Origin of the sequence: Caulobacter vibrioides (genome assembly GCF_002310375.3) — a bacterium.
GTDB lineage: Bacteria > Pseudomonadota > Alphaproteobacteria > Caulobacterales > Caulobacteraceae > Caulobacter > Caulobacter vibrioides_D.
Genome location: NZ_CP023315.3, coordinates 2,921,633 through 2,935,286, shown reverse-complemented (window position 1 = coordinate 2,935,286; position 13,654 = coordinate 2,921,633). Strand labels below are relative to the sequence as shown.

Below are 13,654 nucleotides of genomic sequence, written 5' to 3'. Positions count from 1 at the left end.
CATGACTCGCCCCGCTGGTCCGCTCGCCGCCCGTCTCGCCCCCTGCGGCCCCGTCATCGACGCCAAGGCCGCCGAGCGGGCCTATGAGGCCATCGCCAAGCGCGCCGGCGAGGCGATGGTCGCGGTCGACGCGGTCTGGGACAGCCTGGCGCCGATCTTCGCCGCCTCGTCCTATCTGGCGGGCCTGGCGCGCCGCGACGGCAAGCGCCTGCCGATGATCCTGGCCGGCGATCCTGACCAGACCCTGGCGGCGATCCTCAGCCAGGCCGAAGCCGTCGCCGCCGAGCCGGATTTCGAGACCGCGCGCCGGGTCCTGCGCGAGCTGAAGGCCGACCTGCACCTGCTGACCGCGATCAGCGACCTCGGCGGCGTCTGGGACCTGGATCAGGTGACCGGCGCCCTGACCCGGTTCGCCGACGCGGTGCTGCACGCGGCCCTGGCCCAGGCGGTCCGGCAGGAGGTGGCGCGCGGCGCCCTGACCCACGTCGGAGACGGCGCGGCGGGACCAGCGCCCGGCCTCTTCTGCGTGGCCATGGGCAAGCACGGCGCGTTCGAGCTGAACTATTCCAGCGACATCGATTTTTCGATCTTCTACGCGCCCGAGAAGCTGCCCGTGGCCGACGGACACGAGCCGCAGGCGGTGGCGGTGCGGATCGCCAACCATCTAGGCCGCATCCTGCAGGAGCGCACCGGCGACGGCTATGTCTTCCGCATCGACCTGCGCCTGCGCCCGGATCCGTCCTCGACCCCGCCGGCCATGCCGGTCGATGCGGCCATGGACTACTATGAGAGCGTCGGCCAGAACTGGGAGCGGGCGGCCCACATCAAGGCCCGGATCGCGGCCGGCGACCTCGCCGAAGGGCGGGCGTTCCTGGAGGGGCTGCAGCCGTTCATCTGGCGGCGGAACCTGGACTTCGCGGCCATCGCCGACATCCACTCGATCAAGCGCCAGATCCACACCTACAAGGTCGACGACCGCCTGACCGCCAAGGGCGCGGATTTGAAGCTGGGGCGCGGCGGCATCCGCGAGATCGAGTTCTTCGTCCAGACCCAGCAGCTGATCCTGGGCGGCCGCCAGCCGGACCTGCGTAGCCCCCGCACGCTCGATGCGCTCCAGGCCCTGTCGGCCGCCGGCCATGTTACGCCCGAGGACGCCGCCTGGCTGACGCAGGCCTACAAGGACCTGCGGGCGCTGGAGCACCGCGCCCAGATGATCGCCGACGACCAGACCCACAAGCTCCCGGAGTCCGACGTCGAGCGCAAGAAGGTCGCGGCCCTGTGGGGCGAGGGCCATCTGCGGGTCTTCGACGCCGCCGTCGGCAAGATGCTGAAGGGCGTGAACCTGCGCTATGGCCGCCTGTTCGCCGGCGAGGAGGAGCTGTCCTCGCGGTTTGGCAGCCTGGTCTTCACCGGCGTCGACGATGATCCCGAGACCCTGGCCACGCTGAAGCGGATGGGCTTTTCCAGCCCCGAGCGGGTCGCGGCCACCATCCGGGGCTGGCACCATGGCCACATCGCCGCCACCCGCACCGAGCGGGGCCGCGAGCTCTTCACCCGCCTGGCGCCGCGCCTGCTGGACGCCGCCAACGCCACCGGCGCGCCGGACCAGGCGTTCAACCGCTTTTCCGACTTCTTCTCGCGGTTGTCGTCGGGCGTGCAGATCCAGTCGCTGTTCCTGGCCCAGCCGCGCCTGTTCGAGCTGATCGTCGAGGTCATGGCCTTCGCTCCGCGCCTGGCCGCCACCCTGGCCAAGCGGCCGACCGCGCTGGACGCCTTGCTGGACCCGACCTTCTTCGGCCCGATCGAGACCCCGGCGGTCGCGCCGTGGGACCCGGAGGACTTCGAGGGCGCGATGGACGGCGCCCGGCGCCTGTTCCGCGACCAGAGCTTCCGGATCGGCGTGCGGGTGATGAGCGGCAGCGCCGACGCGCGCGACATCGGCCGCGCCTTCGCCGAGCTGGCGGACCTGATCATCGGCGGCCTGGCGCCGGCCGCCCTGGCCGAGGTCGAGCGCGTCGGCGGCGTCTTCCCCGGCGCGGTGGCCGTGGTGGCGCTGGGCAAGGCCGGCTCGCGCGAGATGACCGCCAAGTCGGACCTTGATCTGATGACCCTCTACGCCGCCGACGATCCGCGAAGCATGTCCGCGATCAAGGAGTGGAGCGCCGACGTTTTCTACGCCCGCTTCACCCAGCGGCTGATCTCGGCCCTGTCGGCGCCGACCAGCGAGGGCGCGCTGTACGAGGTGGACATGAAGCTGCGGCCCTCGGGCGCCAAGGGACCGGTGGCGGTCAGCTTCGCGGCCTTCGAGGACTATTACGCGCAGGAGGCCGAGACCTGGGAGCTCCTGGCCCTGACCCGCGCGCGGATCGTCTGGGCCAGCTCGCCGGACTTCAAGGCGCGGGCCGAGGGGGCGATCGCCGCGGCGCTGCGGCGTCCACGCGCCTGGAAGAAGACGGCCGCCGACGTCATCGAGATGCGCCAGCTGATGGAGCGCGAGCGTCCCGGCAAGGGCGACTGGGACCTCAAGCTCGACCCCGGCGGCCTGGTGGACATCGAATTCGCCGCCCAGTTCCTGCAACTGGCCCACGCGGCGGCGGACGGGCCGCTGCGGCAGAACACCGGCGAGGCGCTGGCGGCGCTGCGCGAGGCGGGCCTGGCCGACGCGGGCGCGCTGAGCCGACTGGAGGCGGCCTGGCGGTTGGAGCAGGACCTCTCGCAACTGATCAAGGTGGCGCTGGAGGACGGCGCCGATGTCGAGGCCGAGCCCAAGGCCTTCAAGACCCTGCTGGCCAAGGCCGGCGGCGTGGCCCAGTTCAAGTCGCTGCGACCCAAGCTCGCCAAGGCCAAGGCCGAGGCCCGGGCGGCCTATGAGGCGGTGGTGAAGGGGTAGGGCGAGCGCCCCCTCCGTCACGTCGCCTATCGGCGCCGCGCCACCTCCCCCGCAAGCGGGGCAGGAGGGCTGAGTGTCATCCTCCTCCCTCGTGAAACGGGGGAGGTGGCGCGCGGCGCAGCCGCGTGACGGAGGGGGCGCTCTGACTATCTCATCATCCCCGCGACGGAATCCCCGTCGCCCCGCGTTTCACGCTCATGGGACGGGCTGTCCAGCTTTTGGAGACTTTGAGCCTGATGATGAAACGCACTCTGATCGCGACTGGCGCGGTGCTGGCCTTGGCCGCGCCGGCTTTCGCACAGACCGCCGCGCCGACCGGCATGACCCTCCAGCAGTTCCAGGCCAAGAACGGCGACACGATGTTCGCGCGGCTGGACGCCAACAAGGACAGCAGGATCTCCGCCGACGAGTTTTCCAAGGTCGCCATGCGCGGTCCCGGGCCTGACGCCAAGGGCCCCAAGGCCGGCCAGCGCGGCCAGCGGATGTTCGCGCGGTTCGACACCGACAAGGACGGGGCGCTGTCGCGGACCGAGGCCAATGCGGTGATGGCCATGCGCTTCAAGCGGATGGACGCCAACAATGATGGCGTTCTGACGCTTGAGGAGTTGAGCGCCAAGGGCGGCGGGCCCAAGGTCGGGGTCTGATGACGACGTGCGCGGCGAGCTGAGGTTTGGTCTCCGACGGGAACGATCCCGACGAAGCCTTGCTGGCGGGGGTGGGACGGGGCGACCCGTCCGCCGTACGAACCCTGCTGGACCGTCGCTTGCCGCGCATTCTCGCCCTGGCGCGCCGGATGCTCAACGACTCCGGCGAGGCAGAGGACGTGGCTCAGGAGACCTTCCTGCGGGCCTGGAAACAGGCGCGGGGCTGGAAGCCGGGCGGGGCCCGCTTCGACACCTGGCTGCACCGGGTGGCGCTGAACCTCTGCTACGACCGGCTGCGTCGGCGGCGGGAGGTGGTCACCGACAGCCCGCCCGAGCAGGTCGACACCGGACCTGCTCCCGATGCGGGCCTGATGCGCGCGGATCTGTCTCGGCGGGTCGAGGCGGCCTTGGCGGCCTTGCCCGAGCGCCAACGCGAGGCGATCGTACTTTGCCACCACCAGGGACTTGGCAATATCGAGGCGGCGGGGTTGATGGCGATCAGCGTCGAGGCGCTGGAAAGCTTGCTGTCGCGTGGACGGCGCGCGCTGAAGGCGTCGCTGGCCGATCTGCGGGCGGGGACGGAATGAAGGAGGCCGCTGGATGATGTCGCCGGAGATGATCCCCGCGCGCTTCGCGGCGTTGGCGCAGGCCTATGGCGGCGAGATCGCCCGCTGGCCCGAGGTCGAGCGCGAGGCCGCGCGCGCCTTGCTGGCCGGCCAGCCGGAGGCGCTGGCTTCGGTGCTGGCCGACGCCGCCTATCTGGACCGCCTGCTGGACCTGGCCCCCGCCCAGGCCCCCACCGCCGCTCTGCTGGGACGACTGATCACCGACGCGCCGCAGCCGGCCAAGGCTGTGCGCCGCTGGATCGCCGGTGTTTCGGCGGCCCTGGGCCTGTCAGCGGCGGCCTTCGCCGGCGTGCTGGCCGGGGTTGCGGTCGGCGGCCATGTCGCGCCGATCAACGCGCCGACCGATCCGACCGCTCGCGTCGAGACGGTCACCGCCGTCGATGTCAGCAACGACCTGCAAGACGCCCTCGAGGAGCCGAACGCCCTATGAGCCTGTCGCGCCCGTTGCTGATCGGGCTGATCGCTTCGGCGACCCTGAATGTGTTTTTGATCGGCGGCGTCGCCGGTGTCGCGTTCGTGCGCCTGACCAATCCGCGGGTCGTGGCGCCCGAGCCGAGCGAGTCGGATCGCACGCCGCTCGCTCCCGCGCCCGTGGCCGCGAACCCGCCCGCGCCGATCGCTGCGGCCGCGCCCCCGCCCGCCAAGAGCGCCACCGATCCCTCGGCCAGCCAACCGCGCGCCAAGCCAGCGCCCCAGCCCGCGAGCGCCGCGCCGCCGCCGGGCGAGCGCCTGGCCCGTCCGCCGCTGTGGACGGCGGGTGAGCAGCTTTCGCCGCAAAGCCGCGCCGCGCTGCGCCAGACCCTCAGGGCGGTGAATCAGAAGAACCAGCCGATCACGCGTCAGGCGCGCGCCGAGCGGCGTTCGGCCTTGCAGGCGCTGTCCACGCCGGGCGCGGATCCGGCCGAGGTGGCGCGCCGCCTGGCCAACGCCCGGGCGCTGGACCAGGAGGCGCGGGCCAATGTCGAGTCGGCCCTGGCCGCGTTCGCCGCGACGCTGTCGCCGACGGAACGCGCGGCCCTGGCCGAGGGCCTGCGGCAGGTCTACGCCGCCCCAGCGCAGGAAGAGGGCGGGGGCCGTTTCCGGCGACAATAATCGCGCGGCCCCCGTAACCAAACCGCTCGGCGCCGCGTATCATGGTCACAAGCCTCGCCGGAGCGTTCCCATGCTGATCCGCCATGCCGCCGACCTGACCGATAACGACGTCACCGACCACGGCCTTTATCTGAAGCGCCGAACCTTGATGGCGGGGATGGCGGGCCTGGGCGTCGCCGGCGCCACGGCGAGCGAGGCGAGGGCCGACCTGACCTTTAGCCGGGGCTTCTCGACCACCGAAAAGCCGACCTCGAAAGAGGACATCACCACCTACAACAACTTCTATGAGTTCGGCGTCGACAAGAGCGATCCGGCTGAGAACTCGGGGAAGTTCAAGCCGCGTCCATGGACGGTGCGCATCGACGGCGCCTGCGAGGCTCCGCGCACGGTCGGCATCGAGGACCTGATCGGCAAGAACAAGCTCGAAGAGCGCATCTACCGCATGCGCTGCGTCGAGGGCTGGTCGATGGTCATTCCCTGGGTCGGCTTCCCGCTGAAGGATCTGCTGGCCAGCGTCAAGCCGACCTCCAAGGCCAAGTTCGTGGCGTTCGAGACCGTGATGCGGCCCTCCGAAATGCCCGGCCAGGCCTGGAACACGCTGGACTGGCCCTATCGCGAAGGCCTGCGGATCGACGAGGCCATGCACCCGCTGACCCTGATGGCCGTGGGCCTTTATGGCGACGTGCTGCCCAACCAGAACGGCGCGCCGCTGCGTCTGGTCGTGCCGTGGAAGTACGGCTTCAAGGGCATCAAGTCGATCGTCCGCATCAGCCTGGTGGAGAAGCAGCCCGTGACGTCCTGGAACGTCCTGGCCCCGCGCGAATACGGCTTCTATTCCAACGTCAATCCGGCCGTAGACCACCCCCGCTGGTCGCAAGCCACCGAACGCCGCATCGGCGAGTTCCGCCGCCGCGACACCCTGGCCTTCAACGGCTATGGCGAGTGGGTGGCGGACATGTACCGGGGCATGGATCTGAAGCGGTTTTACTAGGGTGGCGATCTTGCCTGTCATCCCGGCCGCAGCGCGAAGCGCGGAGAGCCGGGACCGCCGCATGCGCAACAGCTTCCGGAGGTCCCGGATCGCCCCTGCAGGGCGTCCGGGATGACAATGAGAAAGAAACGCCCCTCAAAGCTCCAGGACGCCATCGTCTACGGCCTGGTCTGGCTGGCCTGTTTCGCGCCGCTGGCCTGGCTGGCGTGGCGGGGCTATGCGGGCGAGCTGGGCGCCAATCCGATCGAGACCCTGATCCGCGACCTCGGCGAATGGGGCCTGCGGCTGTTGCTGGTGGGTCTGGCGATCACGCCCGCCGCGCGGATCTTCAAGCAGCCCCGGCTGGTGCGGTTTCGCCGGACCGTCGGCCTGTTCGCCTTCGCCTACGTGCTGTTGCACCTGTTCAGCTATATCGGGGTCGATCTCTATTTCGACTGGAACCAGCTGTGGAAGGACATCCTCAAGCGGCCGTTCATCACGCTGGGGATGCTGGGCTTTGTGCTGCTGATCCCGCTGGCGGTGACCTCGACCAACGGCTGGGTCATTCGCATGGGCCGCGCGGCCTGGAGCCGGCTGCACAGGCTGGTCTATCTGATCGTGCCGCTGGGCGTGGCCCACTACTACCTGCTGGTCAAGGCCGACCACCGGCCGCCGCTGATCTATGGCGGGGTGTTCGTGGCCTTGATGCTTTGGCGGGTTTGGGAGGGGCGGCGGACGGCCTCCAAATCCTCCCCCTAGCGGGGGAGGTGTCGGCTCGAAGAGACGACGGAGGGGGAAGGGGCAAGCTCAACAGGACTTCCCCCTCCGGTCCTTCGGACCACCTCCCCCGCTAGAGCCTGTCTGGTTTAGATGGAACCATCTAAACCAGATAAACGGGCTCTAAAATCAAACACTTAGAGCCCTTTCAAACGCTTTAGATGATTCCATCTAAAGCTAAAGGGCTCTAGGGGGAGGATTGGAGCGCCTACTTCGCCACGCTCTTCGCATAGGCCTGCGCCGCATCGACGATGCGCAGGACATTGCCGCTCCAGATGCCTTCGATGTCGGCGTCCGAATAGCCCTCGGCCTTCAGACGGGCGGTGATCTTGGGCAGGTCGGTGATGTCCTCGAAGCCGTCCATGCCGCCGCCGCCGTCCCAGTCGGCGCCGACGCAGACGCCCTTGGGCCCGGCCACCTTGAGCACGTGCAGCATGCTCTTCATGTAGAGGTCGAAGTCGCCGCGCGGGACCGGATGGGCCTTGTCGATCGCGGCCCGCTTTTCGGCATAGGCCTTCACCGCTTCGGGCGTCGCGGTCTTCATGTCCGGCGCACGGCCCAGGGCCTCGAGGGCGGCCTTGCGCTCGGAGCTGGGCGTGGTGTCGGTCAGATAGATCGAGTTGATGCAGATCGCGCCGCCGGCGTCGGCGATCTTCTTGAGGCGCGCGTCATCGAGGTTGCGCGGGTGGTTGTAGATCGCCTTCGGACCCGAGTGCGAGGCGATGATCGGAACCTTCGACAGGGCCACCGACTGGTCGACGACGTCGTCGCTGGCGTGGCTGACGTCGATGACAATGCCCAGGCGATTGGCCTCGGCCAGCCAGCGCAGGCCCAGTGGCGAATAGCCGTTCCAGATCTTGCCCTTGGGGTCGGTCGAGCTGTCGGCCAGCTGGTTGTTGCGGAAGTGGACGGGTCCCGCCATCCGCAGGCCTTCGCGGTGGAAGGTGGTGAGCAGGGTCAGGTCCTCGCCCAGCGGCCAGCTGTTTTCCATGCTGACAAAGGCGAACTTCTTGCCGGCCTTGTTGATCCGGCGGGCGTCGTCCGAGGTCAGGGCCAGCTCGAAGCCGGTCTTGCTCCCGGCCAGCATCTCGCGGATCTCGATGGCGCGACGCAGGGCGTAGTTGCGGGCGTACTCATAGCCGGCGGCGGTCAGGTCGCCCTGGCCGGTGTAGATCACGAAGAAGCCGCCATCCAGGCCCCCTTCGTTCATGCGCGGCAGGTCCACCTGGCTGAAGTCGTGCTCGACCTCGTGGCGATCGTTGATGTCCCAGCCGGGCCGCGCGAAGTGGGTCGGGGTGTCGAGGTGAGTGTCCAGCGTCAGGAAGCCGTTGTGCAGCGCCTTGTCGGCCTTGGACACCGCCGGCGGGGCTTCGGGCTTCTTGGCCTTGGTCTGGGCTTGGGCGTCGGCGACGCCGCCGAGCAGGGCGGTCGAGGCGAGAAGGGCGGTGAGCAGACGACGCATGGGCGGACTCCGGACAAGCTGAGAGCCGCGACGCTCAAGGTTTAGAGCTCAGGCGTCAAGCCGGACGCTGGAAGCATTGGGCCAAAAGCAGTGTCATCCCGGGCGAAGACCCGGGACCGCCGAAAATCTGAGCGTTTGCCGTGGTCCCTGCTCTCCGCTGCGCTCCGGCCGGGATGACAGGGCAAGGTTACATCAACCCCAGCGCCTTGAAGCTGGCCACGCCGTCGCGACCGACCACCAAATGATCATGGACGGCGATCTTCAGGGCTTTGCCGGCCTCGACGATCTGCTTGGTCATGTCGATGTCGGGGCGCGAGGGGGTCGGGTCGCCGGACGGGTGGTTGTGCAGGATGATGATGTTGCTGGACGACAGCTCCAGCGCCCGGCGCATCACCTCGCGCGGATAGACCGGAGCGTGGTCGACCGTGCCGCGGTTCAGCACCTCGTCGGCGATCAGCTGGTTTTTCTTGTCGAGGAACAGCACGCGGAACTGCTCGCGCGACTCGTTGGCCAGCGCCACGCGGACATAGCCCAGCAGGGCGCTCCACGAGCTGATCACCGGCCGTTTGGCGATCTTGTCGCGGCCGGCGCGCAAGGCGACCTCGTGCAGCAGCTTCAAGTCCATGGCGGCCGCTTCGCCGACGCCTTGCACGGTGCGCAGCTCTTCGACCGTCGCGCCCAGCACCCCGTCCAGTGAGCCGAACCGGGTCAAAAGCGCCTTGGCCAGAGGCTTGACGTCGCCGCGCGGGAAGGTGCGGAACAGAAAAAGCTCGATCAGCTCATAGTCGGGCAGGGCGACGAACCCGCCCTTGGCCGCCCGCTCGCGCAGGCGTTCGCGGTGGCCCAGATGATGGGCGTGGACCGACTTGCGGGCGGGCTTGGGCGGTAACGGATTGGCGGCGGGGGCGGCCGGTTCATCCGCCGCGCCGTCGGAGATCGCCAGGGAAGAAACGCTGACCATGCCGCCCTCGACTCTACGGGAAGAGTAGGCGGCTTATCGTTCAGGTTGTCTAGCGCTAAATCCTCCCTCCATGGGGGAGGTGTCGGCTCGCAGAGACGACGGAGGGGGAGGGACAAGGTCAGCAAGACTTCCCCCTCCGTCCGCTGCGCGGACACCTCCCCCGCTAGGGGGAGGATTTGGGGATCAGCCGCCCAGGATCGCCGGCTGGAACAGCCCGGCCGGCGAGGCGGTGAAGACCTCAAAGCCGTCTTCGGTCACGCCGATCGAGTGCTCGCACTGGGCCGACAGCGACTTGTCGCGGGTCACCGCGGTCCAGCCGTCGTTGAGCACCTTCACGGCGGGCTTGCCGAGATTCACCATCGGCTCGACGGTGAAGAACATGCCGGGTTTCAGCACCGCGCCCTGGCCGGGGCGGCCAAAGTGCAGGATGTTCGGGGCGTCGTGGAACACGCGGCCCAGGCCGTGGCCGCAGAAGTCGCGCACGACGCTGCAGCGCTGGGCCTCGACATACGACTGGATGGCGTGGCCGATGTCGCCCAGGGTGGCGCCCGGCTTCACGGCCTCGAGGCCGCGCCGCATGCCCTCATAGGTGATCTCGACCAGGCGGCGGGCGCGCGGGCCCACTTCGCCCACCCCGTACATGCGCGAGGTGTCGCCGTGCCAGCCGTCGACGATGGCGGTCACGTCGATATTGACGATGTCGCCTTCCTTCAGGCTCCAGTCGCCGGGAATGCCGTGGCAGACCACGTGGTTGCGCGAGATGCAGACTGTCTTGGGATAGCCGCGATAATAGAGGCAGGCGGGCAGGCCGCCGTTGTCCAGGATGAACTCGCGGGCCAGCCGGTCCAGCTCGTCGGACGACACGCCCGGCTGGACGTGCGGAACCAGCATGTCCAGGCATTCGGCGGCCAGCTTGCCGGCCTTGCGCATGCCCTCGAAATCCTCGGCCTTGTGCAGCTTGATCTGACCCGTGCGGGTCTCGGCTTCGATCTCGAGGGCGGTGTCCAGGGTCATGCTTTGCTCGGGCGCGCGTCGCCGCGAGGGGCGGCGAACAGCTGAATTGAAATGGCTATGTCGTGTTTATAGCACGAAAGATCAACGCCAGTCGCGTGCGCGCCGCGACCTTTCCGCCCGCCGAAGCCGTCGCCTCAGTACCAGCTGATCTCCCGGCGCACCTGCTCGGCATAGACGTCCGGCATCGCGTTGAGCGACATGACCATGAAGAGCACCGCGTCACGGCCGTCGGCCTGGCTGGTCGGAACAATGATGTCCCCCTGGTCCTTGGTCGAGGTCATCTCCTTCTGGGGGTAGGACAGACGCCCGATCAGCTTGCCATCGCGAAGGATGTCATAGCCGCGCACGACCCGACGGGCCATAAAGCTGTCGGTGTAGAAGCCGGTCGGCTTGGCCTCATAGGCGACGCCGGCATAGATCAGCCGGCCGCGCAGGACGGCTTGAACGTCGGATGTCGGACGATCCTTCTTGATGGTCAGGCCGAGCGCGCCGCCGATCCGCGCGTCGCCGAACGACGGCAGGGCGACCTCCATGGCGTATTGCTCAGGCGCCTGGTCCTCGGCGGCGCAGTTGTAGCCGCGGGCGTCGGTCTTGGTGTAGTCGATGCCCAGCAGGTTGCGGCCCTCGGCGCGGATCACGCACTTGCCGGCCAGGGTCACCGCGCCGTCCGCCGTCATGAACCGGAAGGCTTTGGTGATCTTGCTCTTGCTGTTGACGAACCCCTGACTGGTGCGCTGGTAGGTCTTCACCAGCATCTGGCGTCCGCCGGCCGAGGCGCCCGACTCCATGAAGCCAGCCTTGGCGCCGCCCAGTTTCAGGGCCTCGACGGGAACGGCGAAACCGGCCGTGGGCGCGGGGGTCTGGCCCCAACTGGCGCTTGCGACCGCCAAAGCCGCGCCGGCGACAACCGCGCCCCATAGAACTCGCATCGTGAACTCCCCCCGACCCTCGTTGGTCGGCGAGCATGTTGCCCGCGCCGCCGGGCCTTGTCGACCGCGCGGCTCAGCCCGGGCGGACCCGTCGCACGACGTCGGTACCCGCCTTGAGTTCCTTGACGAAGCTGGCGTCCAGGGTCGTGGGCTGGTCGCGACGCACGCGGCACACACCCTTGTAGCGCGTGACCCGGCCGCTTTCCTTCTCGGTGACGTCGGCGGTGAACTTCACGTCCCATTCGCCCGGCCGGCCGGTGGGCTGGGGGTCCATGTCGTTGGAGGTTACGCCGGCGATCTCCTTCAGGCCGAACCGCTCTTCGAGCTTGTCCGTGCAGGTCTTGAACGCGAAGATCGCTCGCAGGCCCAGCATCAGGCCGCCCTCGGGCTTGCCGGGATCGGAGGGGCCGCACGACGCCAGGGCCAGCCCCGCGACAGCGAGCGCCAGAACGGTCTTCCTCATGCGATCCCCATTTCGCGAGCCTGCAGAAGGGGTAGCTCAGCGGGCGCGAAATGCAGCTTAAATCGCTGTTAGGTGGGCGTTGGAATGAGCGATCATCGCTACGGACTACGCGGCGCTCAGGTTCGCCGGGACCAGGTCGTCCACGACACTCAGAAGTGCGTCAACGAGGTGGTCAAAATCCTCGCAAAGCGTGAATCGTATAGTTGGCCCCGGCTACAGCCCAAAGCGCGCGCGACGATCCTGTCACCGTGGTGACGAGACGTAGCCCCAACGTCTCGTCACAACTTTACTCAGCTGCTGTAGCCGAACGCTCCTCGATACAGCTTTTCGTATCGAGTGGCCTGTTCGATGACCCGCGCCATCTCGCGTTCGTAGATTGAGGAGGCTGTTGCCGCTTCCTGCTTCGTCAGAGCATTGCGAATAGCCGCCGGAATGGCGTCCTCGATCCTTCGCGCGACTTCCATCGCCTGAATGGCGATGCTGGATGACCTGACCTGCGACCAGAGACGATCCGCATAGGCTTTGACACGCTTGTCGTCCAGAACGTCGTATTCGAGGAAGAACGTCGCCCTGAAGTGCTGGTCGAACTCTCGACGGTCCCTGACACCGACGTACATGAAATGCGAGGTCGCGCCACCTTTCAGAACCCGCATCACTTTCGCTTCGTAGTATTCAACGGCACGCTGACGCATGGAAGGTAGTCGAGCGAGCTTCCGGCTGATCCGGTCAACCGCGTTGTAGTCCTTCGGGTCTGTAACGACAGTTCGGATGGCGTCGGCCACCGTCATGTCAGGATTGGCCGCAAGCACATTGCACACGTTCCAGAGCGCTTGACCGTCGCGCTTGCCACTGCCGCGCGGCCGTCCGCGCCTGCCGGTGGCGATGCGGGGATCAAGCATGTTGTCTAAGGTGAGATCGTCGAGGCTAGGCATGTTCAGAATCCTTGGGGAGAGGTGAGAACTGAACAATCTTTGGGGCAAGATACGCTGATTTGTGGAGCGGAGATAATTCCTTGTCGTTCTTGGGGAGGCCCTCGGGGGGGGCGTTGACGACCCCGGCCAACTAGGGATGCCACTCGATCCTTCGGGCGAGCTTGATGGAATCCGTCCCCATCTCACACGCATAGACCAGCACCTCCACCCCGGCCTTGGCCGCCGCGTCCAGCCCTGCGGCGAACGCCGGGTCCAGCTCCGCGCAGGCGCTGAAGGTCTCGCAGTCTTCGCGCTGGACGACGAACAGCACCACGGCCCGGTGGCCCTCGCGGACCTGGGCGGAGAGGTCCTCCAGGTGCCGGGTCGAACGCGCGGCCTTGCAGTCGGGAAACTCCGCCAGGCCCGGGGTGCGGGAGAGGTGGCAGTTCTTGACCTCCAGCCAGCAGGGCGGGCGATCGGGGTGGGTCAGCAGGAAGTCGACGCGGCTGGCTTCGCGGTACTTCACCTCGGGCTTGATGGTCGCATAGCCGGAGAGCTCGGGTATGGCGTCCGCCGCCAGGGCCTCGGCGACCAGCTTGTTGGGCAGCAGGGTGTTGATCCCGACCAGAGCGTTTCCCTGCTCGACCAGCTGCAGGGTGTAGGCCAGCTTGCGCTTGGGATCGTCCGACCACGACACCCAGGCGCCTTGGCCCGCGTCCTTCACCCCCAGCATGGCCCCCGGATTGGGGCAGTGGGCGGTGATCTCCTGGCCGTCGTCCAGTACGAGGTCGGCGAAGAACCGCTTATAGCGGCTCACCAGACGACCATGGATCAGCGGTTGCGGCAGCAGCATGCGAGGCCTAAGTCGGGCTGAGAGAAGTCGCTTGGCTTTGCGGAAATCCTCGTCCTTCGACA

General features: G+C 68.0%; 14 protein-coding genes and 1 pseudogene. 8 read left to right on the top strand and 7 right to left on the bottom strand.

Translation table 11 applies throughout. From position 1 onward, the window contains the following. Position 1 precedes the first annotated feature (1 nt). The 8 genes and pseudogenes from CA606_RS13890 to msrQ all read left to right on the top strand — a co-directional run bounded on the left by CA606_RS13890 (position 2) and on the right by msrQ (position 6,981). Positions 2-2,890, top strand: a complete 2,889-nt coding sequence (locus CA606_RS13890; protein WP_096050590.1) for a bifunctional [glutamine synthetase] adenylyltransferase/[glutamine synthetase]-adenylyl-L-tyrosine phosphorylase — start codon at positions 2-4, stop codon at positions 2,888-2,890. Next, positions 2,886-2,957 (top strand): annotated as a pseudogene (locus CA606_RS20615) (endonuclease domain-containing protein); the annotation flags it as partial. The gene CA606_RS13890 and the pseudogene CA606_RS20615, both read left to right, overlap by 5 nt. A 169-nt stretch (positions 2,958-3,126) precedes the next feature. Next, a complete protein-coding gene (locus CA606_RS13880) occupies positions 3,127-3,534 on the top strand; it encodes an EF-hand domain-containing protein (protein ID WP_096050591.1) in 408 nt (135 codons plus the stop codon). Between the two features lie 26 nt (positions 3,535-3,560). Then, positions 3,561-4,121, top strand: a complete 561-nt coding sequence (locus tag CA606_RS13875) for an RNA polymerase sigma factor (protein ID WP_096050592.1) — start codon at positions 3,561-3,563, stop codon at positions 4,119-4,121. Positions 4,122-4,134: 13 nt separating this feature from the next. Further along, positions 4,135-4,590, top strand: a complete 456-nt coding sequence (locus CA606_RS13870) for a hypothetical protein (protein WP_096050593.1) — start codon at positions 4,135-4,137, stop codon at positions 4,588-4,590. Continuing rightward, complete coding sequence (locus tag CA606_RS13865; RefSeq protein ID WP_096050594.1) at positions 4,587-5,252, top strand: periplasmic heavy metal sensor; 666 nt, start codon at positions 4,587-4,589, stop codon at positions 5,250-5,252. The genes CA606_RS13870 and CA606_RS13865 overlap by 4 nt, the downstream gene beginning before the upstream one ends. Positions 5,253-5,322: 70 nt before the next feature. Further along, entirely contained in the window at positions 5,323-6,243 is a 921-nt protein-coding gene (gene msrP / locus CA606_RS13860; RefSeq protein ID WP_096050595.1) for a protein-methionine-sulfoxide reductase catalytic subunit MsrP, read from the top strand. A gap of 111 nt (positions 6,244-6,354) precedes the next feature. Then, positions 6,355-6,981 (top strand): protein-methionine-sulfoxide reductase heme-binding subunit MsrQ, encoded by a 627-nt coding sequence (gene msrQ / locus CA606_RS13855; RefSeq protein WP_096050596.1) that lies wholly within the window; start codon positions 6,355-6,357, stop codon positions 6,979-6,981. Positions 6,982-7,207: 226 nt separating this feature from the next. Here the strand turns inward: msrQ and CA606_RS13850 are convergent, their stop codons facing one another. The 7 genes from CA606_RS13850 to sfsA all read right to left on the bottom strand — a co-directional run bounded on the left by CA606_RS13850 (position 7,208) and on the right by sfsA (position 13,592). Beyond that, entirely contained in the window at positions 7,208-8,461 is a 1,254-nt protein-coding gene (locus tag CA606_RS13850; protein WP_096050597.1) for a dipeptidase, read from the bottom strand. 187 nt (positions 8,462-8,648) lie between these two features. Next, positions 8,649-9,422, bottom strand: a complete 774-nt coding sequence (gene radC / locus CA606_RS13845) for a RadC family protein (RefSeq protein WP_096050598.1) — start codon at positions 9,420-9,422, stop codon at positions 8,649-8,651. A gap of 183 nt (positions 9,423-9,605) precedes the next feature. Beyond that, positions 9,606-10,436 (bottom strand): type I methionyl aminopeptidase, encoded by an 831-nt coding sequence (gene map / locus CA606_RS13840; protein WP_096050599.1) that lies wholly within the window; start codon positions 10,434-10,436, stop codon positions 9,606-9,608. Between the two features lie 134 nt (positions 10,437-10,570). Continuing rightward, positions 10,571-11,365, bottom strand: coding sequence for a hypothetical protein (locus CA606_RS13835; RefSeq protein WP_096050600.1), 795 nt, complete (start codon positions 11,363-11,365; stop codon positions 10,571-10,573). A gap of 73 nt (positions 11,366-11,438) precedes the next feature. Further along, the gene (locus tag CA606_RS13830) at positions 11,439-11,828 is read right to left on the bottom strand and encodes a hypothetical protein (RefSeq protein ID WP_096050601.1); all 390 of its coding nucleotides are present in this window, start codon (positions 11,826-11,828) and stop codon (positions 11,439-11,441) included. 290 nt (positions 11,829-12,118) lie between these two features. Further along, complete coding sequence (locus CA606_RS13825) at positions 12,119-12,760, bottom strand: hypothetical protein (RefSeq protein ID WP_096050602.1); 642 nt, start codon at positions 12,758-12,760, stop codon at positions 12,119-12,121. A gap of 130 nt (positions 12,761-12,890) precedes the next feature. Then, on the bottom strand, positions 12,891-13,592 hold the full coding sequence (gene sfsA, locus CA606_RS13820) for a DNA/RNA nuclease SfsA (RefSeq protein WP_096050603.1): 702 nt from the start codon (positions 13,590-13,592) through the stop codon (positions 12,891-12,893). Positions 13,593-13,654 lie beyond the last annotated feature (62 nt).

What these genes read in the sequence shown, in the direction of transcription:
- msrQ (WP_096050596.1), top strand. Translation starts at nt 6,355, where the DNA reads ATGACAATGAGAAAGAAACGCCCCTCAAAGCTCCAGGACGCCATCGTC.
- CA606_RS13890 (WP_096050590.1), top strand. Translation starts at nt 2, where the DNA reads ATGACTCGCCCCGCTGGTCCGCTCGCCGCCCGTCTCGCCCCCTGCGGC.
- CA606_RS13825 (WP_096050602.1), bottom strand. Translation starts at nt 12,760, where the DNA reads ATGCCTAGCCTCGACGATCTCACCTTAGACAACATGCTTGATCCCCGC.
- CA606_RS13865 (WP_096050594.1), top strand. Translation starts at nt 4,587, where the DNA reads ATGAGCCTGTCGCGCCCGTTGCTGATCGGGCTGATCGCTTCGGCGACC.
- CA606_RS13880 (WP_096050591.1), top strand. Translation starts at nt 3,127, where the DNA reads ATGATGAAACGCACTCTGATCGCGACTGGCGCGGTGCTGGCCTTGGCC.
- sfsA (WP_096050603.1), bottom strand. Translation starts at nt 13,592, where the DNA reads ATGCTGCTGCCGCAACCGCTGATCCATGGTCGTCTGGTGAGCCGCTAT.
- CA606_RS13835 (WP_096050600.1), bottom strand. Translation starts at nt 11,365, where the DNA reads ATGCGAGTTCTATGGGGCGCGGTTGTCGCCGGCGCGGCTTTGGCGGTC.
- map (WP_096050599.1), bottom strand. Translation starts at nt 10,436, where the DNA reads ATGACCCTGGACACCGCCCTCGAGATCGAAGCCGAGACCCGCACGGGT.
- CA606_RS13870 (WP_096050593.1), top strand. Translation starts at nt 4,135, where the DNA reads ATGATGTCGCCGGAGATGATCCCCGCGCGCTTCGCGGCGTTGGCGCAG.
- msrP (WP_096050595.1), top strand. Translation starts at nt 5,323, where the DNA reads ATGCTGATCCGCCATGCCGCCGACCTGACCGATAACGACGTCACCGAC.
- radC (WP_096050598.1), bottom strand. Translation starts at nt 9,422, where the DNA reads ATGGTCAGCGTTTCTTCCCTGGCGATCTCCGACGGCGCGGCGGATGAA.
- CA606_RS13830 (WP_096050601.1), bottom strand. Translation starts at nt 11,828, where the DNA reads ATGAGGAAGACCGTTCTGGCGCTCGCTGTCGCGGGGCTGGCCCTGGCG.
- CA606_RS13850 (WP_096050597.1), bottom strand. Translation starts at nt 8,461, where the DNA reads ATGCGTCGTCTGCTCACCGCCCTTCTCGCCTCGACCGCCCTGCTCGGC.